The following is a 20946-nucleotide window of genomic DNA, read 5'->3' on the forward strand; positions in this document are numbered from 1 at the left end:
GTTAGTTGACCGGTTTGATCTTGCCCAGCGGAATGAAGCCGAGGGAAGCCTTGCCCTTGACCACTTTCAGCGGCATCGACGGTTCGCTGCCAAGCAGCGCCAGGGCGCCAAAACCCTGCTCGATCGCATTCTTCTGCTCGGGTATGGCGCCGGCAAGAATAGATGCCACCGCCTTGGGATCCTTGATCCTGATCATCAGGTCGGCGTCGACGAGACCCTCGGCATCGACCGACAGCGGCCCGGAAACGGTGACCCGCGCCGTGCCGGACGACAGATCGAGGTTGCGGATTTCGATCCGCTGGCCGCGCAGGCTTTTCACCTGCGTGCCGATCAGCGCCACGCCGTTCTTCAGTGTCACGTCGCCGCTGGCATCGAGCGCCGGCAACACCCGCCCGCCGATCGCGTCGGCATCGATCTCGAGATCGCCAAAGCTGCCGACATAGTCGAGATCGCCGTTGTTGGGCTGCAATTGGCCTGACGCCTTGCCGGCACTGAACAGTTGCACCGGATCGGTGTCGTCGGCCGGGTCGGTCTGGCCCGACAGGCCCTCGGCCTGCAGCGCTACACGCCGGGGCAGCGGGTACCACAATTTGACGTTGGCCTGCAGATTGTCCCAGTCGATCCAGAGCGGCATCATGCCGGGGACGGAGGTCCGGAGTGGACCGCGTAGATTGGCAACAGGCGACAAGGGCTGGACGATCTGGGCGACGGCGTTGAAGGAGCCGGCCGAGGCAGCAATGCTCTTGGCGTCGTCCTCGTAGGCGAGGTTGTCGCAAGAGACGGCAAAGCTCAGTGGATAGCCACCGACCTGGAGGTTGGCGCAACCGGCCTCGATGCCGCTCTTGTTGAGCGTGGCAACCGCCTTGTCGGCCTCGGACCGGACCCTGTTGGCCAGATAGAACCAGCCGGCGCTGTAAATGGCGAACAGCACGAGGATGAACGCGGCAAGCCACCACAGACGGCGACGGTTACCCGGTTGGCGTTCGTCACTTGACGTCATGCTTTGGCTCTCATTAACGCATGGATGGTGTGGACGGATTCTCAAGTTCCGAACACTAGGTAGACAGAGACGGATGGAAAAAACACCGGTTACCGGTGCGGTGCTGCCATTCTTTTTGCAATCAGGCGCGGTGATATGGGCGATTTTTGGGTGTTCGGCTACGGTTCGCTGATCTGGCGACCGGGTTTCGCTCATGTCGAGACACGACGCGCCCGCCTGCATGGCTATCGCCGCTCGCTCTGCGTCTATTCCTTCGTGCATCGCGGCACGCGCCAGCGGCCCGGACTGGTGCTTGGCCTCGACCATGGCGGCTCCTGCGTCGGCCTTGCGTACCGCGTCCCTGGCGAATTGCGCGACGAGGTCATTGCCTATCTGCGCGAGCGCGAACTCGTCACCAGCGTCTATCTCGAGCGGACGCTCAAGGTTCGCCTCGACGGCGGTGGCACGGTGGAAGCCGTGGCCTACATCGTCGACCGCAAGCATGAGCAATATGCGGGCGCGCTTGACGCGGCGGAGGCGGCGGCCGTGGTGCGCGGCGCGATCGGCCGATCCGGCGACAACGAGGATTATGTGCTGAGCACGCTGAAGCATCTGGAAGCGCTCGAGATTCGCGACCACTGGCTGGAGGATGTGGCGCACCGGATAGCGACTTTGTGAAGCGCTGGCTCCGCGGAAAAGGGTGGCCAGGCCTTTGACCTCGATGCGGCAAGACCTAGGTTAGGCTCCGAACCCAGCCAGCGGGCGGCATCCGCCCGGTCCCAATCACCACGGAGATCCGTCTTGCAGAAACGCCGTCTCGGTCGCACCGACCTTTCCATCGCGCCGCTGGTTCTGGGTGGCAATGTCTTCGGCTGGACCGCCGACGAGAAGACTTCTTTCGATCTGCTCGATCGCTTTGTCGGAGCCGGCCTCAATGCCATCGACACGGCCGACGCCTATTCGCGCTGGGTTCCCGGTAACAAGGGCGGTGAATCGGAAACCATCATCGGCAAATGGATGAAGGATCGTGGCAATCGCGACAAGGTCGTGGTGGTCACCAAGGTCGGCTCGGACATGGGGCAGGGCCACAAGGACCTGTCGGCCGCCTATATCGAAAAGGCTGTCGATGCATCGCTGAAGCGGCTGCAGACCGAATTCATCGACCTTTACCTGTCGCACTGGCCGGATCCGACCACGCCCTATGAGGAAACCCTCGGCGCCTATGAGAAACTGCTCGCCAAGGGCAAGATTCGCTATGCCGGCTGTTCCAACCTCGACGCCGGCCAGTTGCGCGCGGCACTTGACGTGGCAAGCCTGCGCGGCCTGCCGCGCTACGAGGTGCTGCAGCCGGAATACAATCTCTATGACCGCTCCTCCTTCGATGGCCCGCTGCGCGATCTCTGCGTGGCGGAGGATATCGGCGTCATCACCTATTTCAGCCTGGCCAAGGGCTTTCTCAGCGGCAAGTACCGCAGCGAGGCCGATCTCGGCCAAAGCGAGCGCGGCGGCGGGGTGAAAGACTACCTCAATGCGCGTGGCATGCGCATCCTGGCGGCGCTGGACGCGGTGTCGGCGAGGCATTCGGCCAAACAGGCGGAAGTGGCGCTTGCTTGGGTTATCGCGCGGCCCGGCGTCACCGCGCCGATCGCCAGTGCGACCAAGCCTGAGCAGATGGACAGCCTGATCCGCGCGGCGTCGCTGAAGCTGTCCGCGGACGATATGGCCGAACTCGACAAGGCCAGCGCCTGAGGCTGCGACGCTGGTGCTGACCACGGTGCTGGCGGTGTACGGCTGACGGCCCGTGGTCAGGAGGCTTCAGGCCTTCGCGCCGAGCTCCCGAAGCCGTTTCACCGCCGTTGGCGGCAGGGCCGGCGGGTTGGATGCGCGAGATGCCTCGAGGAGAAGCTGGTCGCAGGCAGCTTCGGTCTCACCGATCAGCCGCGCCATGAACTCGTCCTTGCCCAGGCCAGGCGGTATAGGCGGCAGGAAGCGCGCCTTGACGGTGCCGGGATAGCGCAGGAACTTGCGGCGCGGCCAATAGAGGCCAGCGACATGGGCGACCGGCACGACGGGAACGCCGAGCTGCGAATAGATTTCGACGATGCCGTATTTGTAGGCCGGCTCGTCGCCCGGCGCCCGGCGCGTGCCCTCGGGATAGATGATCAGCTGGCGCGGGTTGCGCGCCATTTCTTCCTTGGTCGCCGCGACCACCGCCTTCAAGGCCTTGGAGCGGCTGCCGCGATGCACCGGGATCATCCGCATCTTCAAGATGTACCAGCCGAAGAAGGGGATCCAGGTCAGCTCGCGCTTGAGGATGTAGAGCGGGTCCTGGAGGAAGGGGAAGAAGGCGATGGCGTCCCAGAAAGACTGGTGCTTGGGCGCCAGGATGAAGGAACCCTCGGGCAGGTTTTCCCGCCCGGTGATGTCGTTTTTGGTGCCGGCGATCTTGTCATAGAGCCACATCGAGGTGCGCGACCAGAATTTCGGCACGAACCAGGCGCGGTGGCGGGGCGACAGGAAATAGTACGGGGTCCAGAGGATCATCTGGACGATCAGATTGACGTAGAAGACGAAATTGAACGCCAGCGATCTGACATAGAGCATGGGGGAGGTCCGGTGAGGAAGTGTGCGTTGGTTACACCAAGCGCGGAGAAAAAGGAAACGGTGCGATACTGCCCGTCCTACCAGGTCGCCTGCGCCAGGCGTTCCCTCAGGCGGGGGGCGGCGAAGTCGAGGAAGGCGCGCAGTTTCACTGGCAGCCGGCCCTGGCCCGCATGCACCAGGTTTACCGGCCAAGGCTCGGGTTCGAAATCCCTGAGTACGGGGCGCAGTGTTCCCGAGCGTACGGCGACGACGATCTGGTAGGAAAGCACCCGCGTCGCTCCGACACCGGCGATCGCCGCATCAATCGCCGCCTCGGCGGTGTTGACCCGGAGCCTTGATCGGACCGGCACGACAAAATCAGCCTTGTCCACGGTGAAGGTCCAGGTGGCGAGCGAGCCAAGGCCCTCGAAGGTAATGCAGCTGTGCGCCTCGAGATCTCCCGGAGTTTCTGGAATGCCGCGTCCGGCCAGATAGGCAGGGCTCGCGCAGACAACATGACCGATCGAACCGACCCTGATGGCGACCATGCGCGAATCCGGCAGCCTGCCGATACGGACGGCGAGGTCGATATTATCCTCGGCCAACTGGCTTATCCTGTCGCCGAGCGTCAGGCGGATATCCACCAGGGGATAGGCGGCGAGGAAGTCGTTGACGACCGGCAGCACGTGAAGACGGCCGAAGACGATCGGCGCGGTGATGATCAATTCCCCTGTCGGGGCGCTGTATTCGCCGCCGGCGGTGCGTTCGGCGTCGCCGACCTCGTCGAGGATGCGGCGGCAGGCAGCGAGATAGGCATGGCCAGCGTCGGTCAGTGTCAGCCGCCGCGTCGAGCGGTTCAACAGGCGTGTTTTCAGGTGCCGCTCCAGTTCGGAGACCTTGCGGCTGACTGTTGCCAGCGGAACGTCCGAATGGCGCGCGGCGGCGGAAAGGCTGCCGCCTTCCGCCGCCGCGACGAAAAGAGACATGGCTTCGAGACGATCCATCACTTTTTCCAGAAAATGGAAGGGTTGATTGCAAATATGACATCTACATCCGCAACATGGAAGGCTGCATATGGTGGGGCACACCTCAACCAGGAAATCCCTATGCCCCGCATCGCTACGCCTTCGTCCACCGCCGCCGCTCCCGCCGCCGCGCAGCCTATGCTGCAAGCGGTGGAAAAACAGCTTGGTGTCGTGCCGAACCTGTTTCGGATGGTCGCCAACAGTCCGGCGGCGCTGGAAGGCTATCTCGGCATGATGGGAGCGCTCGCCAAGGGCCGGCTTCCGGCACCGACGCGCGAACGCATCGCGCTGGCGATCGCCGAGATCAATGGCTGCAACTACTGCCTGTGCGCGCACACCTATCTCGGCAAGACGCTCGCAAGCCTCGACGATGCCGAGATGATGGCCAATCGCCATGGCGGCTCCATGGACCCCAAGGCAGCCGCGGCGGTGCGTTTTGCCGCCGGGGTTGCGCAAAGCCGCGGACATGTCGCCCAGGAGGACATCGCTGCTGCCAGGCTCGCGGGCTATGACGACGGAGAGATCATCGAGATTGTCCAGCATGTCGCCCTGAACGTCTGGACCAACTATATCAATGAGGTTGCCCAGACCGAGATCGATTTTCCGGTTGTTTCCGCCCGCAATGCTGCCTGAATCCGGATAGGAGCGGCGGTGCCCGCCGGTCCCCACCTCATGCCGCAGAGGAAATCCCATGTCTGAGAGCCGCCCGCCGCTTCCGCCCTTCACCGCCGAGACGTCAGCCCAGAAAGCGCGCATGGCCGAGGATGCCTGGAACTCGCGCGATCCGGCGCGGGTGGCGCTCGCCTATACGGCGGACAGCCGTTGGCGCAACCGCGCCGAGTTCCTGCAAGGCCGCGATGCCATCCAGGCGTTCCTGACGCGCAAATGGAGCCGCGAACTCGACTACCGGCTGATCAAGGAGGTCTGGGCCTTCCACGGCAACCGCATCGCCGTGCGCTTCGCCTATGAATGGCGCGACGACAGCGGCTCATGGTTCCGCAGCTACGGTAACGAGAACTGGGAGTTCGACGAGCACGGGCTGATGCGGCTGCGCATCGCCAGCATCAACGACCTGCCGATCTCCGAAGCCGAGCGCAAATATCACTGGCCGCTCGGCCGGCGGCCGGACGACCATCCGACGCTGTCGGAGCTCGGTCTTTAGAAGCATTCAGCCAAGGAGGTTTCGATGAACGCACACGCTTTTACCAGCGATGTCGCCTTCACGCCGACGGTCAAGGCCATCCAGGCGCGCAAGGGCTCGCGCCAGTCCTACGCCCGCGTCGAGGAGCGCGGCGGCTGGCAGTCGGCGATCACACTGGACCTCGCCGCATTCATCGAAATGCAGACCAGCATCTTCCTGTCGACGGCCAATGGCGATGGCCAGCCCTACATCCAGCACCGCGGCGGCCCTGCCGGCTTTCTCAAGGTGCTCGACGAGAAGACGATCGGCTTCGCGGATTTTTCCGGCAACAGGCAATTCATCACGCAGGGCAATCTGGCCGACAATCCGAGGGCCTTCCTGTTCCTGATCGACTACATGATGCGCCAGCGCATCAAGATCTGGGGTACGGCGCGCGTTGTCGAGGACGATGCCGAGTTGACGGCGAGGCTGATGCCGTCGGACTACAAGGCGCGTCCCGAGCAGATCATCCTGTTCACCGTCTCGGCATGGGATGCCAATTGCCCGCAACATATACCGCAGCGCTTCGAGGCGGCTGATGTGGCAGCCGCGCTTGGCGAGCGCGACCGGCGCATCCAAGACCTTGAACAAGAGATCGCGCGCCTCAAGGGCGCTTCAGGGGCTGTCGCCAAGCAATGACGCGGCTCAGCCGCCGGCGGCGGTCTCGGCCAGCGCGATTCCCTCGGGCGTCGGCTTCACCGGGATAAACCCGCGAGCCAGCGCCAGCAGGTACTTGGTGTATTCGGTGAACAGCACGCGCACCGCCCGCGGCTTGGTCAGCCAACTTCCATTATCCAGGTTGGAATTGACCACGGGGTAGGGTTCGAGCTTGGCGCCATGCAGCAGCCGGCCCATCTCCAAAAGGCTGCGCGGCATGTGATAATTGTTGGTGACCAGGATCACCGTGCCATAGGCATGGGTTTCCACCCATTTGGCGCTTTCCTCGGCATTGCCGATCGTGTCGAGCGCGGCGCGATCGATGTCGACGCAGCAGGAAAACAGTTTCTTGTCGCCGCCGGTGGCCGCCTGAAGCTGGCGCCGGCTGGCCGAGGGGTGCACGCCGCTGATCAAGAGCCGCTCGCCCTTGCCGGATGCAAGCAGCTCCATCGCGGCGTCGAGGCGCGACTGGCCGCCGGTCAGCACAATGATGGCGTCGGCCTTGGCCGGGTTGGCGGGCGTGGTCAGATGACTAACCTTGCTGGCGAACCAGCCAAAGCCGCCAGCGAACACTGTTGCAAGCACAAGTAGGGAGAGAGCGGAGAAGCGCAGGGCGGTCCTTAGATGGCTAACCCTGCCACGGCCGCGCCAACGGTCAACCACCACTGGCAACTGTCCAGCCGTCCCGGTCGAATCCCGCACGTCCATGGTCATATAGTTAATCCTCAAATGCGGCCTTTGATAGGTAAAAGACGCACTTTGCGTTACGCGAATTCTTTCTCCGTGATCGCCCTGTTTCCGTCCAAGCCAAGACGAGGTCCTTTCATGCATCGGGTTGGCGAACGTCGATGTCGCTGAGATAGGCAACGACGGTGACGTGCGAGGTTGCCGCCGTCAGCGCGCCAATCACCAGCACCATCAGGACGACACCTGCGTAACCCGCCGAGCCGATGGCGAAGTTACCGAACAAAGCGGTCGCCTGATCGGCCTGCGGCGTTGCCATGTTGCGTGACGACCACCAAGAGAACACGATGAAGACGAGCACCGCCGCCGCTCCGCCGGCGGCCGCGCCCTTCATGCCGGTGACCAGAAAATGCCGGCGGAATTCGCGTGCGATGAAGCGCGCCTCGGCGCCGACGAAATGCAGCACCTCGATGATGTGGCCGTTGCCGTCCATGGCCCCACGGGTCGCGAACACCACGGTCAGTACTGTCGCCGACAGCATCAAGGCCAGAACGGCAACGCCTATGGTCACCGTGGTGCGGGCCATGGCCACCAGCCGGTCGACCCAGGTGCGGTGGTCGTCGAGCGATGCACTCGGCAGTTTCGGCGTGATCGCGGCGCGCATGGCGGCGAAGTCAGGCGGGCTGCTCTCGTCGATGGTGACGATGATCAGGCGCGGCACCGGCAGGTCGTCGATGTTGAGGCCCGAACCCAGCCAGGGCTCCAGCAGCCTTGCGGTCGCTTCGCGGTCGATGATCCGGGTCGACTTCACGCCAGGGAATTCGCCGGCGATCCGTGAGGCCTGGGTAAGCGCCGCCTCCATGTCGAGGCCGTCGGCCGGCTTGATCTGGATCGTCGCCTCGCGCGAGATCTGGTTTTCCCAAACCGAGGCTGTGTCGCGCACCAGTGTCACCGCGCCGAAAGTCAGGCAGGACAGGAAAGTCATGATGGCGATGACCAGCACCAGCGCGCGGCCGGCAATGTTCTGCGCCGGCACGATCGGCGCCATCTTGCGTTGTGCGCGCGGCCTCGCCTCCACCGCCTCGGCATCCTGCTCCTCGAAATGGTCGGCCGATAGCTCGGTCTCAGTCATAGATATCAAGCCTTCCGCCGGCCAGGATCATGCGGCGCGCGTCAACCTGCTCCATCAGGCCAAGGTCATGCGTGGCGATCACAACGGCGGTGCCAAGCCGGTTGAGCTCGATGAACAGCCGCAGCAGCCGCCGCGCCAGCGGCGGATCGACATTGCCGGTCGGCTCGTCGGCGAGCAGGATCTCCGGCTGCTCGATCAGGGCGCGCGCGATCGCGGCGCGCTGCTTCTCGCCTCCGGACAGGACCGGCGGCAGCACATGCATGCGCTCGCCCAGCCCCACCCATTTCAACAACTCGGTGACATCGGTGCGGTAGCTCGCTTCCTCGCGCCCGCGCACGCGCAGCGGCAGCGCGACATTCTCATAGGTGGTCATGTGGTCGAGCAGGCGAAAGTCCTGAAACACCACGCCGATGCGGCGGCGCAGATGCGGCAGTTCGGTGCGCGAGATGCGCGAGCGGTCCTTGCCGAAGATGGTGATCAGTCCACGCGTCGGTTTCAGCGACATGAACAAAAGGCGCAGCAATGTCGTCTTGCCGGCACCCGAAGGCCCGCTCAGGAACTGGAAGGAGCGCTCCGGTATGTGCAGGGAGATGTCGCGGAGGATTTCCGGACCCATGCCATAGCGGAGGCCGACATTTTCGAAGCGAATCAATTTCGACGACCTGAATTTCCTGGCCGCGGCGAACCGGCCTGTTTTGTGAAAAGACCATCGGCCGGCATGGTTAACCGGCGGTTAATTCCTGGCTCGTTTAGGCTCTTCAAGAGGGCTCCGGTGGGGAAGGGTTAACCATTTGTGTTTACGCAAAAGAAACGAAAAGCGAACACGCGCAATACTGGGGCCATGATGGCTGACGAACGAACCGCGCGCCCGGTTTCCGGCGAAATCATGACCGATCCCGCGGCAATTGCCGCAGCGGACCGGATCTTGCGCGCCCCGGCGGCTGATATCATCGATGCGGATTATATGGTGTTGCCGCGGCCGGCCCCACCAGTCGGAAATGTGACGCCGCTGCCGCGTGCGATTGTCCCCCCGGCCATCGAAGGCATGGACATGCTGCGCAAGCCGGAAATGCCAGCGGAACGGCCGCCGGCCTCGCGCGGCGGTCCGATCTTCTGGATCGCCGGCATCGGCGCCGCCCTTGCCGCCTTCTGGGTCTCGGGCGGCCATGCGCTGGTGCGCCAGGCACCGTTCCTGCCCGGCGCGCAAGCGTCGGCGCTGACTATTTCAGGCGTGACGTCACGCATCGATGCCTCCGGCGCCAATCCGGTGCTGTTCGTCGACGGCGAGGCCGCCAATGACGGGACGAGGCCCGCGACAATGCCGCCACTCGAAATCCGGGTGACGGGCAATGACGGCCGCACAACCCGCTATACGCTGGGGACATCTGGCCATTCGCTGGCATCGGGCGAAAGATTCGGCTTTGCCAGCCGGCTCGACGTGCCTAAGAACGGGGTAAGGACCGTTTTGGTCACCTTCGCCGAATAGCGTGTGTCGATATTCAGGTGAAGCCGGCCTGCAAACGATGGTTCCCTGCGCTTCCGGTGCTCACGTACGCTCCGCTCCGGTTCTCGGAAACCACTGCTTTCGGCTCGGTCTGATCTGACTCTCAACACACGCTCGGTGTGAAGGCGTTTCGGAAAAAAACTGGAGGGCGAGAAATGCCAAACGTGCGCGGCAAGGACATCGAAGTGCTGTTTTCGGCATCGGCGATCGCGCGGCGCAATCTCGAACTCGCCAAGGAGATTGCCGGGCACGACTATCACGATCTCCTGGTGATTTCGGTGCTGAAAGGCTCGTTCATCTTCGCCGCCGACCTCATCCGCGCCATGCATGATGTCGGCCTGTCGCCGGAAGTCGAGTTCATCTTCATCTCCAGTTATGGCGCCGGCACAACCAGCGGCGAGGTGAGGGTGCTGCGCGACATCGACAACGAGGTCGCCGGCCGCGACGTGCTGTTGATCGACGACATTCTGGAATCGGGCAAGACGCTGAGCTTCACGCGCGACCTGATGCTGTCGCGTGGCGCGAAAAGCTGTTCCATCGCCGTGCTGCTCGACAAGCGCATGCGCCGCCAGACCGCGCTGAATGCCGATTATGTCGGCTTCGACTGCCCCGATTATTTCGTCGTCGGCTATGGCATGGATGTGGCGCATGCCTTCCGTGAATTGCCGTTCGTGGGTGTGGTGAAAGGCGATGTGTAAGGCGAGCGCCCCGCACCGGTGAATCCTGAAAAAGGCCTTAACGGTGTCAGGAAAATTAGTCTGGGCGAGCTCCGGGGTTTTCAGGAAAAGTCAACGTTTCGCCGCCAAATATGCCGGCCATGGCAAAGCTTTTGATCGTCGAGGACGATGAGTCCGTCCGCACCCTCGCAGCCCGCGCGCTCGAACGCGCCGGGCACGCAATCGATATCGCCGCCGATGGCGCGCAGGGGCTTTCGCTGATCCGCGCCGCAAAAGGCGGGTACGATCTCGTCGTCTCCGACATACGCATGCCCGAGATGGACGGCATCGAGATGGCGGTTGCGGCAGCCGCGCTTTTTCCCGCGATGAAGATCATGCTGATGACCGGCTATGCCGACCAGCGCGAGCGCGCCGATGAATTGAACGGCATCATCCTCGATGTCGTGCAAAAGCCCTTCACGCTCGCCGAGATTCGCTCTCGCGTCGAACGGGCGCTGATCTGCTTCGCCTGATCAGGCTGGATCCCTCGCGACAAGCGCCGGTGCCGGGCTGGCGCGGCGCTCGGTGTTGAGTGCCAGCAGGCCGGCGCCGATGATGAGCGCCGCGCCGATCACCGTCGCTGACCTGGGCACCTCGGCGAAGAACAGGAAACCCCACAGCGGCGACCACAGGATGCCGGTATATTCGAAGGTGGCGACGCGGTTGGCCGGCGCCAGCCGGTAGCCTTGCGAGAGCAGGATCATGCCGGCCGAGGCGACGAAACCGCAGGCGGCCATCTTGAGAAAATCCGGCAGCGTCGGCCAGATCCATGGTCGCACCAGGAATTCGAGGCTCGGGTGGACGGCGTGGGTTATGCCCGCAATGTGAAACGTGCCGGCGACGACGGCCGCGCCGGTAAGATAGGCGCCGTTCTGGTAGAAGGCCATGACAGTGGACGATTCGGTATCGCCGATCTTGCGAGCCATCAGCTGCGAGAAGGCGTAGAGCACGGCCGAGCCCAGCGACAGCAAGGCCGCCCAGTCGAACAGCCCGGCGCCGGGGCGCAGCATCACCAGCACGCCAAGCATCCCGATCAGCACGGTCGACAGCGTCCGCCAGGAAACGCGCTCGCCGAGATAGGGGCCGGCCAGCGCCATGATGCAGAGCGGCGCCATGAAATAGAGCGCCACGGCGTCGGCCAGCGGGAGGGCGGCGATGGCCAGGTAATAGACCGTGTAGGAGGTGAACTGGATGAAGGCGCGTATCGTCAGCAGGCCGAACCGTTTCGACAGGATTGCCCGCAGCCCGACATCGGCGTGAACCAGAACGATCAGAATCGGCAAGGCTACGATCGAGCGGATCGCCATCACCTCGGTCACAGGGTAGCCGCTCGACACGGCTTTGACGAGCGGATCCTGCAGCGAGAAGACCAGCACGCCCAGGCACAGGCTCAGGATGCCGCGCACCATCCTATTCTGCATCCGTTCAGGCTCCCGCGCATCCGATCCGGCGACGCTCACCAGATCAAAAAGAACCCGCCACCGTTTTCGGGTAGCGGGCACGAGTGAGGACTCTTGATTGGTCCGCAGCCGATTTCGCGACTGCATATCCAATGGGTGAGGCGATTATCGTTCGGCGTTTGACATGTTGCAAACGAATTGGAATGATGCCAGCGATCAAATCTGCTTATGATGGATGCCATGCGGCCAACCCTCGATAGTGATCTCCTGCGTACCTTTGTCGCCATAGCCGAGGCCGGCAATTTCACCAGGGCCGCCGAGCAGGCCGGCCGCACGCAATCGGCCGTGTCGATGCAGATGAAGAAGCTCGAAGAGCTGGTCGGCGACAGCCTGTTCGAGCGAGGTTCACGCGGCGTCGCGCTGACGCGGCGTGGCGGCGAACTCATCGTCAATGCCCGCCGTATCGTTTCGCTGCTCGATGAAACGGCGGCGTCGATGGCGGCGGCGCCGCTCGGTGGGCCGGTTCGCATCGGCATTCCGGAGGAATATGGCCACGCCATCCTGTCGCGCGCGCTCGGCGCATTTTCGAAGCGTCACACCAAGGTCGAGGTCACCGTACGCTACGCGCATTCGGAGGCGCAGATCGCGGCGCTCGCCGCCGGCGAGCTGGATTTATGCGTGGTGTTCGAATGGCAGGATCCTTCCGGCGGCGAAGTGCTGATGCATGATCCGACGGTCTGGGTGACGTCGAACCTGCATCACATGCATGAGGAGCGCCCGGTGCCGATCGCGCTCTACAACCGCGCCGGCTGGTGTAAGGACTTCGCCATCAAATCGCTGGAGCAGCGCGGCCTTGCATACCGCGTCGCCTATACAAGCGATACCAATGGCGGCCTGAAGCTTGCCGTCACCTCAGGGTTGGCGATCGCGCCGATCTCACGCAGCAACATTCCGGCGGACTGCCGAGAGCTGACGTCCGCGGACGGGTTCGGCGACATCGATTCCTCCAATGTGGTGATGCATCGCAACCCGAATGCGTCAGGCGAAGCAATCGACGGCATGCAGGAGGCAATCCGCGAGGCGTTCGTCAACAGGTAGACGGCTCCATGGAAATCAAGCTGATCCCTCTCGCCGCTTCCTATTTCAGCTCCAGCAGCCGTTCCAGATAGCTGCGCTCGATGTCGGGGCTGAGCGCATTGCCGAGCCGCTTGCGAATCGCTTCCAGGATCTGGCGCGCGCGCTGGACGTCGATCTCGTCGGGCACTTTCACCGAATCGCCAAAATCGGGACCCTGGCTGGCGCGCGGCCGGCCGAGCGGGTCGCGGTCGGCATCCTGCTGGCGGCCGCCTTCCTGGCTGCCGCCCTGATCGCCCTGCATGGCCTGCATCTGTTTCATCATGTCCTTGGCGCCCTTGCGCAGCGCCTCAAGCGCCCGGCCCTGGTGGCCGACGGCCTCGTCGCCCTGGCCCTCGCCAAGCGCCTGCTCGGCGCTGCCCATGGACTTGCCGGCCTCGCCAAATCCTTCATTGGGCTCCATGCCCATGCCCTCGAGGCCTTTCTTCAGCTGCTCCAGATCGCTCTTCAGCTGGCCCTGGCCCTCCTGCAGCTGCTTCAGCGCATCGGCGAATTCCTGCGGCGTCATAGGCTTTGGCTCGCCATTCTCGCCGGGCTTGCCGTTTTCGCCAGATTGACCTTGCTCATCGTTCTGGCCAAGCTGCTCGTCGCGGTTGCGGCCGCGCTGGCGCTCGCCGCGCTGCATCTGATCCATGCGGAAGGTGTCGTTCATCATCTCCTGCTGCCGCCGCAGGATCTCGCCAAGCTTGTCCATCTGCTGACGCATCTGGCTGTCCTGCTCGCCCCCCTGCTGCTGGCGGCCGGCCTGGAGGTTGTTCATCATGTCCTGCAACTGAGACAGCAATTGCTGGGCCTTGTCGCGATCGCCGGACTTCGCCAGATTTTCGATCTGGTCCATCATGCGGTCGATGTCGCTCTGGCGCAGCTCCTGGCCGTTCTGCTGCATCTGCGGCGCGTTCGGGTTCTGCTTGGCGCGTTCGGCGAACTCCTGCAGGAACTGGTTCATCGCCTCGCGCAGTTCCTTCATCGCCTTCTCGATCTCGGCATCGCTGGCGCCATTCTTGATGGCGTCCTGCAGTGCCTGCTGGGCCTGGCGCAGCCGCTTTTCGGCCGCCGAGAGGTTGCCCTCCTCGATACCAAGCGCGATCTCCCAGAGGTAGGCAACCTCGCTGCGCAATTGATCGTCGTTCACCGCCAGCTTCAGCCGGCTCATTGCGCTCATGATGGCGAGGTAGTGGGACATGGTATCGAACGTGTCTTCAGGCCGCAGCGTGATGGCCTCCATCAGGTCGAGCACGCGCGGCTTGGCATTGGCGTCGAGCGCAAGCAGGCGGCGCTGTTCGATCACCGCGCGTGCCAGCGGGTTGGTGAACGGCCGCTCGGGCATCGCGAGCGTCTTGGTTTCGCTTGAGGCGGTGTGGCCGGCGTCGTCGGTGGCGACCAGCGTCAGCTTGATGCTGCTGCCGGCCCAGACATGCTCGGTCAGGTCTTTCGTGGTCTTGGCGGCATTCAACTTGCCGCCGCGGCGCGGCAGTGTCAGCGGCATTTCGGGCGGACCATAGAGCGGATGCGCACCCGGCGGCTGCGGGTCGGCCAGCGCGAAGACCGCCTTGGCGGTGGCGGCGCCGTAATCGTCATCGATCTGATAGTTGAGCTCGAAGGCGCCGTTGGCGGCGCGCTTGGGCTCGCCGACGAAGCGGATCTGCGGCGGCTTGTCCGGGATGACGGCGAAAGCCCAGCGGCCAAGCTGATCCTCCCCCGATTTCAGCGTCAGCGTCCCGTCGCCGGTCAGCTTGCTGGCGAACTGGCGCACCTTCGAAGGCGAGGCGGACGACACCGCCGGGCTTGCTGCCGGCTTGGCGGCGGCTTGCGGGCTTGCGGGGTCGATGGCGCGCGCATTGCCGTCCTTGTCGGCATAGGCAAGCGTTTCCTCGCCCGAGCCTCCGGTAACGCGCAGGGAGACGTCGCTTCCCTCGGGGACATGAAAAGTCGGCGTCGCCTGGTTGGCGTCGGCAGTCAGGAAGATCGGCGGCTTGCCGGTATAGGCCGGCGGCGTCACCCATGCGTCGATGCGCGGCGGTACGGCGTCGAGCGTGCCATGTGCGCTGAACCCATCTGTCAGCCGGCCGCCGGTCGGCCCGAAGGAGAAGGCAAAGGCAGTGACCAGCAGGAGCGCCGCCACGGCGCGCAATCCCCACGGGTCGCGCTCCGGCACGCGCGTGCGCGGCAGATCGGCGCCGAGATTGTCGAGCTTTCCAGCCATTCGCTTCTGGTGCTCGCGCCAGAGCGCCTGCGAGAAACTGCTTTCCTGGCCGCTGGGCCGGTCGCTCTGCACCTGCACCGGGCTGTGCAGCAGTCTGTTGGCGGCTTCGATGCGGCGATCGATCTCGGCCGCGCCAGGCATGCGGAAAAAGCGCAGCGGATAAAGCGCCGCCAGACCTGCCAGGCAAAACATGGCGATAAGGCCGATGCGCACCACGTCCGGCAGCCGGGGAAAAATACCGAACCAGGAGACGCTGAGAAACAGGCCGACGACGATAATGAGCGGAAGCAGCAGCGGCCAGCCACGCTCGATCGCCATCGAGACCCGCGTCGCCAGCCGGCTCAAGGCCAGGCGTCCGGCCAGGCCGCGATTGCTGCTGAAGGTGGGTCGTTCGGTCATCGGCCCTTCCTGGAGCCCTGTTCCGTCCTGAAGGACCGCAATGGGCTCTATCTCTTTGGGCATGATCTGTTCCGAAACTTGGATTCCACTTTTGGGATCATGCGGCGAGGCGGACGGGATAGCCCAAGCCTCACGACTCGAAGAATACCAGTAAACACGGCAAAGGCGAGGCAGTTTGAGAAAACGTGAAGCCTGCCGAAATGGTTGCAATCAGAAATTGGCGGGGTTTGCGTTGGCCCCACAGACCAGCACGGCGACCCGTTCGCCCGGTGTCGGCGCGTAGCGGCCGGACAGGATCGCGGCAAAGGCGGCGGCACCACCCGGCTCCGAGATGATGCGCACGCGGTTCCAGAGCGCCTTCTGGGCGGCGATGATGTCGTCGTCGCTGACCAGGATGGAGCGTTCGACGAAGGCTTCGGCGATCGGGAACATCATCTCGCCGACCCGCTTCGGCGCCAGCGAATCGGCGGCGATGCCTTCCGCCGGCGCGTCCACCGGATGGCCGGCCTCGAAGGCGCGATGAAGCGTCGGCGCACCCTCGGGCTCTACGGCGACGATGCGGATGCGGCCGGCATACCAGGCGGCGATGCCGCCGATCAGGCCGCCACCACCGACGGCGACCAGCAGCGTGTCGATCTCAGGCAGATCGCGTTCGATTTCGAGCCCGAGAGTGCCTTGGCCGACCAGCGTCTCCTCCTGGTTGAAGGCGTGGATCTGCAAGGCGCCGGTTTCCGCGGCGAACCGTTCGCTGGCGGCCAGCGCTTCGGCATAGCGGGCGCCGCCGACAACGAGGTCGGCGCCATAGGCCCGGATGCGGTCCAGCTTGGCCTGCGGGCTCACTTCGGGAACGAAGATGGTTGCTCTGTGGCCAAGCCGCATGGCGGCGTAGGCGACGGCAGCGCCATGATTGCCGCCCGATGCGGCGACGACGCCGGCCTCGGGAACCGGCCGCTCCAGGAGGTTGGTGAAGGCGCCGCGGGCTTTGAACGAGCCGGAATGCTGCAGGCATTCGAGCTTGAGGTCGATCGCCAATGGCCCCCGATCGAAGTCGGCCATGTCGACGCGCAGAACCGGTGTGTGCCTGATATGGGGGCGGATGCGCGGTTCCATCGCGGCGATGCGTTCGCGTGTGACGACGTTGCCCTGCGACATCAAAATCTCCTTGGGATTGACACTAATTAGTAACTTGGCAAAATGGCTAAATGCAAGAGGTTGATGTCTTCAAGGCGATCGCCAACGAGCGCAGACTGCAGATTCTCGACTGGCTCAAGAATCCACGTGCGCATTTCCGGGCACAGGCGGATGGCGATCTGGTCGAGGACGGCGTCTGCGCGCTGCTGATCGCCGAGAAGCTCGGCATCACTCAGGCGACGCTTTCCGAGCATATGCGCGTGCTCGTCCAGGCCGGCCTGCTCAGAACCAAGCGCATCAGGCAATGGACCTTCTACCGCCGCGACGAGGACAGGATCGCCGACGCAAGGGCACTCATCCAGAACCGGTTATAGCGCAGAACCGGTTATAGCGTCGCGGCAGGGCGGCTTACGCAAGCCAGTCCGGCACCGAATCCAGCCCGATCAGTTCGTCATAGGTCGGGCGCGGACGCACGACATGGAAACGGTCGCCGTCGACCAGCACCTCCGGCACCAGCAGGCGGGTGTTGTAGGTGCCGGCCTGGACCGCGCCATAGGCACCGGCGGTGGAAACGGCGACGAGATCGCCCGCCATCAGCCGGGGCAGGTCGCGGTCGAGGCCGAGATAATCGCCGGTTTCGCAGACTTGGCCGACCACGTCGACCATCATGCGCGGCGCGTCGGCCGGCGGCTGCACGACCGGCCTGATCTCGTGGAAGGCATCATAGAGCGTCGGCCGGATCAGGTCATTCATGGCAGCGTCGACGACGAGGAAATTCTTGGCGTCGCCTTCCTTCACGAAAATCACTTCCGAGACCAGGATGCCGGCATTGCCAACGATCAGCCGGCCCGGCTCGAACATCACCTTCAGACCCAATTTGGTGACATGCTTGCGGACGACCTGGGCATAGGCGTCGGGCAAGGGGGGCGGGTTGTTGTCGACGCGGTAGGGAATGCCGAGACCGCCGCCGAGATCGACATGCTCGATGGCGTGGCCGTCGCCGCGCAGCGCTCCGACCAGGTCGACCAGCAGGGCGAAGGCGTCGTCGAAGGGCTGCAACTCGGTGATCTGGCTGCCGATATGGGTATCGATGCCGGTGACCTTAATGCCCGGAAGCGTTGCCGCGCGGGCATAGACCTGGCGCGCCCGCTGCCAGGGAATGCCGAACTTGTTTTCAGCCTTGCCGGTTGAGATTTTCTTGTGGGTCTTGGCGTCGACATCGGGATTGATGCGCAGCGAGATAGGCGCCACCTTGCCGAGCGCCACGGCACGTGCCGACAACAGCTCGAGTTCCGGCTCGGATTCGACGTTGAAGCAGAGAATGCCGGCTTGGAGCGCAAAGTCCATTTCGCGGGCGGTCTTGCCGACGCCCGAGAACAGGATCTTGCCGGCCGGGACTCCTGCGGCGAGAGCCCGGCGCAATTCGCCTTCCGAGACGACGTCGGCGCCGGCGCCGAGCTTGGCCAAGGTCCGCAGCACCGCCTGGTTGGAATTGGCCTTCATCGCGTAGCAGACCAGTGTGTCGAGCCCGGCAAAGGCCTGGACGAAGACACGGTAGTGCCTGGTCAGGGTCGCCGTCGAATAGCAATAGAACGGCGTGCCGACCTGTGCGGCGATATCAGGGATCGCCACGTCCTCGGCATGCAGCACGCCGTCGCGGTAGTCGAAATGGTTCACGAGTGTGGTTCCGGAAGTTGAGGCACGATGCGATCGGGTTTGGAAAGACCAATCCCGCCTTCATCGAAGCTAGATCAGCGGGTCGAGAATGAACTTCTTGTCCACGACCGGTTTTTCCGGTTCCGGCGGCACGGACTGGTGGGCCTTCTCGGCATCCTTGCGTGCCTGGACAGCCGCCTCATAGGGCGTGTCCAGGCCCGCCTTGCGGCCGCAGGCGGTCACGAAGGCAAGCGCCGCAAGCAGCGTCAGCGTCACCAAAATCCTGCTTCCGGTCATCGATCCATCCGTCCGAAACTCTCTGTCCGCCGCTGCTTTTAGCCGAGTTCTCGGTGCATTGCACCCCGGATATTGCTGATCGCGATATCCGGCATTACGCCTTGGCGAGACGCTTTTTCCAATAGCGGATCTGCTTTCTCACTTCCGATGGCGCGGTGCCGCCGAAGCTGGTGCGACTCTTGACCGAGTTCTGCACCGCCAGCACCGAGAATATGTCGGAAGTGATGCCTGGGTTGATCGACTGCAGATCCTCCAGCGAAAGCTTTTCCAGGCTGACCTTCCTGTGTTCGGCCAGCGCCACCGCGCGGCCGGTGACATGATGCGCCTCGCGGAACGGCAGGCCCAAGGTACGCACCAGCCAGTCGGCGAGGTCGGTGGCGGTGGCGTGGCCGGAGCCGGCGGCCTTCTTCATCGCGGCGGCATTGACCGTCATGTCCGCAACCATGCCGGTCATCGCGGCCAGCATCAGGTCGAGCGTCTCGGCCGCGTCGAACACCGATTCCTTGTCTTCCTGCATGTCCTTGCCGTAGGTCAAAGGCATGCCCTTCATCACCGTCAGCAGGCCGACCAGATGGCCGTTGACGCGGCCTGTCTTGCCGCGAACCAGTTCGGCCGCGTCGGGGTTCTTCTTCTGCGGCATGATCGAGGAGCCGGTGGAGAAGCTATCCGACAGCCTGATGAAGCCGAATTGCGGCGTCGACCAGATGATGATCTCCTCCGCCAGCCGCGACAGGTGGGTGGCGCTGATCGCCGCCATGGCAAGGAATTCCAGCGCGAAATCGCGGTCGGAGACGCTGTCCAGCGAATTGCGCATCGGCTCGCGGAAACCGAGCGCCCTGGCGGTCTGGTGGCGGTCGATGGGAAAGCTGGTGCCGGCAAGGGCGGCGGCGCCGAGGGGGCTCTCGTCCATGCGCTCAATGGCGTCGCGCACGCGCGACAGGTCGCGAGCGAACATCTCGACATAGGCCATGCAGTGATGGCCGAAGGTCACCGGCTGCGCCGCCTGCATGTGGGTAAAGCCCGGCATGATGGTCGCCGCATGTTCCTCGGCTCGCGCCAGGAGGGCCATGATCAAGCCTTTCAACGCCTCGGCGACACGAAAGCATTCGTCCTTGACCCAGAGCCTCAGATCGACGGCCACCTGGTCGTTGCGCGAACGGGCGGTGTGCAGCCGGCCGGCCGCCGGACCGATGAGATCGGCAAGGCGGGCCTCTATGTTCATGTGGATGTCTTCCAGCCGCGTCGAAAACTCGAAGCTGCCGCCCTCGATCTCTTTCAGGATCGTGTTCAGACCGTGAGCGATTTTTTCTTGATCGGCCGCCGAAATAATGCCCGTTTGCGCCAGCATCTCGCTATGAGCGATCGAGCCTCTTATGTCCTGCGCGTAGAGTTTGCGGTCGAACGAGATCGACGCGTTGATCGCTTCCATGATCGCGGCCGGACCCGAGGCAAATCGTCCGCCCCACATCTGGTTGCTGGTCTTCTTGTCGCTCATGGCTATAACCCGTGCTTCGGAGCAGTTTGAGAATATGGCAGACGGAAACAGATTTTTCCCGGCCCGGCGCCTGATCCTCGCCGCCCTGGTGGCGGGAGCGCTGGCCGGCGCGGTCGCGGTATATGTCAGCGAGAGCCGGTCTGGCAACAACGCCGCGCCCCAAGCAGCCGCCGGCGACAGCAAGGACGATGTCGCCTGCGCCGCCAAGAGCGATCGCGCCAAGAAGGTCGCGGCCGCGGCCACCGGCGAGGTCGCGGCACTTTTGCCGGCCGATCCGCCGCAGTCGATGAGGAGCCTCGCCTTCCACGGTCCCGACGGCAAGCCGATGACGATCGCCGATCATGCCGGCAAGACCGTGCTGCTCAATCTCTGGGCCACATGGTGCGCGCCCTGCCGTGCCGAAATGCCGGCGCTCGATGCGCTGCAAAAGGAGAAAGGCAGCGACGCCTTTCAGGTCGTCGCCGTCAACGTCGATGCCGGCGACGACGTGAAACCGAAGAAGTTTCTCGCCGATACCGGTGTGCACACGCTCGGCTACTACCGCGATTCGACGATGACACTGTTCAACGACCTCAAGACGCGCGGTCTGGCGCTCGGCCTGCCCGTCACCATGCTGATCGACGGCGAAGGCTGCCTGATCGCCCACATGAACGGTCCAGCCGAATGGGCGGGCCCCGATGCAAAGCGGCTGGTCGAGACGGCGCTCGGGTCGTGAGCCAGAGCACCTCCAGGATAGTGTGTAACGGTTCTCCGTCCGGAATTGCGTAAAAA

Annotated in this window: 23 protein-coding genes; 11 read left to right on the plus strand and 12 right to left on the minus strand. The window is 64.0% G+C overall.

Annotated features, from left to right (window positions below; all coding sequences use genetic code 11):
• Nucleotide 1: 1 nt before the first annotated feature.
• The gene (locus FJ936_RS20450; protein ID WP_140790675.1) at nt 2-1000 is read right to left on the minus strand and encodes a DUF2125 domain-containing protein; all 999 of its coding nucleotides are present in this window, start codon (nt 998-1000) and stop codon (nt 2-4) included.
• Nucleotides 1001-1135: 135 nt separating this feature from the next.
• Between FJ936_RS20450 and FJ936_RS20455 the strand changes: the two genes are divergently transcribed.
• Entirely contained in the window at nt 1136-1657 is a 522-nt protein-coding gene (locus FJ936_RS20455) for a gamma-glutamylcyclotransferase (protein WP_140790673.1), read from the plus strand.
• 123 nt (nt 1658-1780) lie between these two features.
• Entirely contained in the window at nt 1781-2728 is a 948-nt protein-coding gene (locus FJ936_RS20460; RefSeq protein ID WP_140662851.1) for an aldo/keto reductase, read from the plus strand.
• Nucleotides 2729-2794: 66 nt separating this feature from the next.
• On the opposite strand, the gene FJ936_RS20465 is transcribed toward FJ936_RS20460, so the two are convergent.
• Both FJ936_RS20465 and FJ936_RS20470 read right to left on the minus strand, forming a co-directional pair.
• Nucleotides 2795-3583: a 1-acyl-sn-glycerol-3-phosphate acyltransferase gene (locus FJ936_RS20465; RefSeq protein WP_140790671.1), complete on the minus strand. Its 789-nt coding sequence runs from the start codon at nt 3581-3583 to the stop codon at nt 2795-2797.
• A 77-nt stretch (nt 3584-3660) separates the two neighbouring features.
• A complete protein-coding gene (locus tag FJ936_RS20470) occupies nt 3661-4566 on the minus strand; it encodes a LysR family transcriptional regulator (RefSeq protein WP_140790669.1) in 906 nt (301 codons plus the stop codon).
• Nucleotides 4567-4668: 102 nt separating this feature from the next.
• Between FJ936_RS20470 and FJ936_RS20475 the strand changes: the two genes are divergently transcribed.
• The 3 genes from FJ936_RS20475 to FJ936_RS20485 are packed head-to-tail and all read left to right on the plus strand — an operon-like array spanning nt 4669 to nt 6406.
• Nucleotides 4669-5220 carry a carboxymuconolactone decarboxylase family protein gene (locus FJ936_RS20475; RefSeq protein ID WP_140790667.1) on the plus strand — a complete coding sequence of 184 codons (552 nt, stop codon included), beginning with the start codon at nt 4669-4671 and terminating at the stop codon, nt 5218-5220.
• Nucleotides 5221-5278: 58 nt separating this feature from the next.
• Nucleotides 5279-5749, plus strand: a complete 471-nt coding sequence (locus tag FJ936_RS20480; protein ID WP_140790665.1) for a DUF1348 family protein — start codon at nt 5279-5281, stop codon at nt 5747-5749.
• 24 nt (nt 5750-5773) lie between these two features.
• Nucleotides 5774-6406 carry a pyridoxamine 5'-phosphate oxidase family protein gene (locus tag FJ936_RS20485; RefSeq protein ID WP_140790663.1) on the plus strand — a complete coding sequence of 211 codons (633 nt, stop codon included), beginning with the start codon at nt 5774-5776 and terminating at the stop codon, nt 6404-6406.
• Nucleotides 6407-6412: 6 nt separating this feature from the next.
• Here the strand turns inward: FJ936_RS20485 and FJ936_RS20490 are convergent, their stop codons facing one another.
• The 3 genes from FJ936_RS20490 to ftsE form a co-directional block, all read right to left on the minus strand.
• Nucleotides 6413-7138 (minus strand): YdcF family protein, encoded by a 726-nt coding sequence (locus FJ936_RS20490; RefSeq protein ID WP_140790661.1) that lies wholly within the window; start codon nt 7136-7138, stop codon nt 6413-6415.
• Nucleotides 7139-7247: 109 nt separating this feature from the next.
• Nucleotides 7248-8240: an ABC transporter permease gene (locus tag FJ936_RS20495; RefSeq protein ID WP_140662845.1), complete on the minus strand. Its 993-nt coding sequence runs from the start codon at nt 8238-8240 to the stop codon at nt 7248-7250.
• Nucleotides 8233-8892, minus strand: coding sequence for a cell division ATP-binding protein FtsE (ftsE, locus tag FJ936_RS20500; RefSeq protein ID WP_010911739.1), 660 nt, complete (start codon nt 8890-8892; stop codon nt 8233-8235). Before ftsE ends, FJ936_RS20495 begins: the two co-directional genes overlap by 8 nt.
• 189 nt (nt 8893-9081) lie before the next feature.
• On the opposite strand from ftsE, the gene FJ936_RS20505 reads away from it, so the two are divergent.
• The 3 genes from FJ936_RS20505 to FJ936_RS20515 all read left to right on the plus strand — a co-directional run bounded on the left by FJ936_RS20505 (nt 9082) and on the right by FJ936_RS20515 (nt 10933).
• Nucleotides 9082-9726: a cadherin-like beta sandwich domain-containing protein gene (locus tag FJ936_RS20505; protein ID WP_140616825.1), complete on the plus strand. Its 645-nt coding sequence runs from the start codon at nt 9082-9084 to the stop codon at nt 9724-9726.
• A 173-nt stretch (nt 9727-9899) separates the two neighbouring features.
• Nucleotides 9900-10442, plus strand: coding sequence for a hypoxanthine phosphoribosyltransferase (gene hpt / locus FJ936_RS20510; RefSeq protein WP_015315535.1), 543 nt, complete (start codon nt 9900-9902; stop codon nt 10440-10442).
• A gap of 119 nt (nt 10443-10561) precedes the next feature.
• Complete coding sequence (locus FJ936_RS20515; protein ID WP_015315536.1) at nt 10562-10933, plus strand: response regulator; 372 nt, start codon at nt 10562-10564, stop codon at nt 10931-10933.
• On the opposite strand, the gene FJ936_RS20520 is transcribed toward FJ936_RS20515, so the two are convergent.
• Nucleotides 10934-11881 carry a DMT family transporter gene (locus FJ936_RS20520; protein ID WP_140790659.1) on the minus strand — a complete coding sequence of 316 codons (948 nt, stop codon included), beginning with the start codon at nt 11879-11881 and terminating at the stop codon, nt 10934-10936.
• Nucleotides 11882-12100: 219 nt separating this feature from the next.
• Here FJ936_RS20520 and FJ936_RS20525 point away from each other — a divergent pair, with 219 nt between their 5' ends.
• On the plus strand, nt 12101-12958 hold the full coding sequence (locus FJ936_RS20525; protein ID WP_015315538.1) for a LysR substrate-binding domain-containing protein: 858 nt from the start codon (nt 12101-12103) through the stop codon (nt 12956-12958).
• Nucleotides 12959-12998: 40 nt separating this feature from the next.
• Here the strand turns inward: FJ936_RS20525 and FJ936_RS20530 are convergent, their stop codons facing one another.
• Both FJ936_RS20530 and FJ936_RS20535 read right to left on the minus strand, forming a co-directional pair.
• Nucleotides 12999-15596, minus strand: a complete 2598-nt coding sequence (locus FJ936_RS20530) for a TIGR02302 family protein (protein ID WP_140790657.1) — start codon at nt 15594-15596, stop codon at nt 12999-13001.
• Nucleotides 15597-15806: 210 nt separating this feature from the next.
• On the minus strand, nt 15807-16748 hold the full coding sequence (locus tag FJ936_RS20535; protein WP_141906898.1) for a threonine/serine dehydratase: 942 nt from the start codon (nt 16746-16748) through the stop codon (nt 15807-15809).
• 50 nt (nt 16749-16798) lie between these two features.
• Between FJ936_RS20535 and FJ936_RS20540 the strand changes: the two genes are divergently transcribed.
• Nucleotides 16799-17101, plus strand: coding sequence for a metalloregulator ArsR/SmtB family transcription factor (locus FJ936_RS20540; RefSeq protein WP_015315541.1), 303 nt, complete (start codon nt 16799-16801; stop codon nt 17099-17101).
• Nucleotides 17102-17135: 34 nt separating this feature from the next.
• On the opposite strand, the gene lysA is transcribed toward FJ936_RS20540, so the two are convergent.
• From lysA to argH, 3 genes are all read right to left on the minus strand, one after another.
• Nucleotides 17136-18404, minus strand: coding sequence for a diaminopimelate decarboxylase (gene lysA, locus FJ936_RS20545; protein WP_140787703.1), 1269 nt, complete (start codon nt 18402-18404; stop codon nt 17136-17138).
• A gap of 69 nt (nt 18405-18473) precedes the next feature.
• Nucleotides 18474-18680 (minus strand): lipoprotein, encoded by a 207-nt coding sequence (locus FJ936_RS20550; protein ID WP_140787705.1) that lies wholly within the window; start codon nt 18678-18680, stop codon nt 18474-18476.
• A 94-nt stretch (nt 18681-18774) separates the two neighbouring features.
• On the minus strand, nt 18775-20175 hold the full coding sequence (gene argH / locus FJ936_RS20555) for an argininosuccinate lyase (protein WP_140787707.1): 1401 nt from the start codon (nt 20173-20175) through the stop codon (nt 18775-18777).
• A 34-nt stretch (nt 20176-20209) separates the two neighbouring features.
• Between argH and FJ936_RS20560 the strand changes: the two genes are divergently transcribed.
• On the plus strand, nt 20210-20890 hold the full coding sequence (locus FJ936_RS20560) for a TlpA disulfide reductase family protein (protein WP_140616834.1): 681 nt from the start codon (nt 20210-20212) through the stop codon (nt 20888-20890).
• Nucleotides 20891-20946: the final 56 nt, after the last annotated feature.

This window comes from Mesorhizobium sp. B2-4-13 (genome assembly GCF_006658535.1).
GTDB classification, from domain to species: domain Bacteria; phylum Pseudomonadota; class Alphaproteobacteria; order Rhizobiales; family Rhizobiaceae; genus Mesorhizobium; species Mesorhizobium australicum.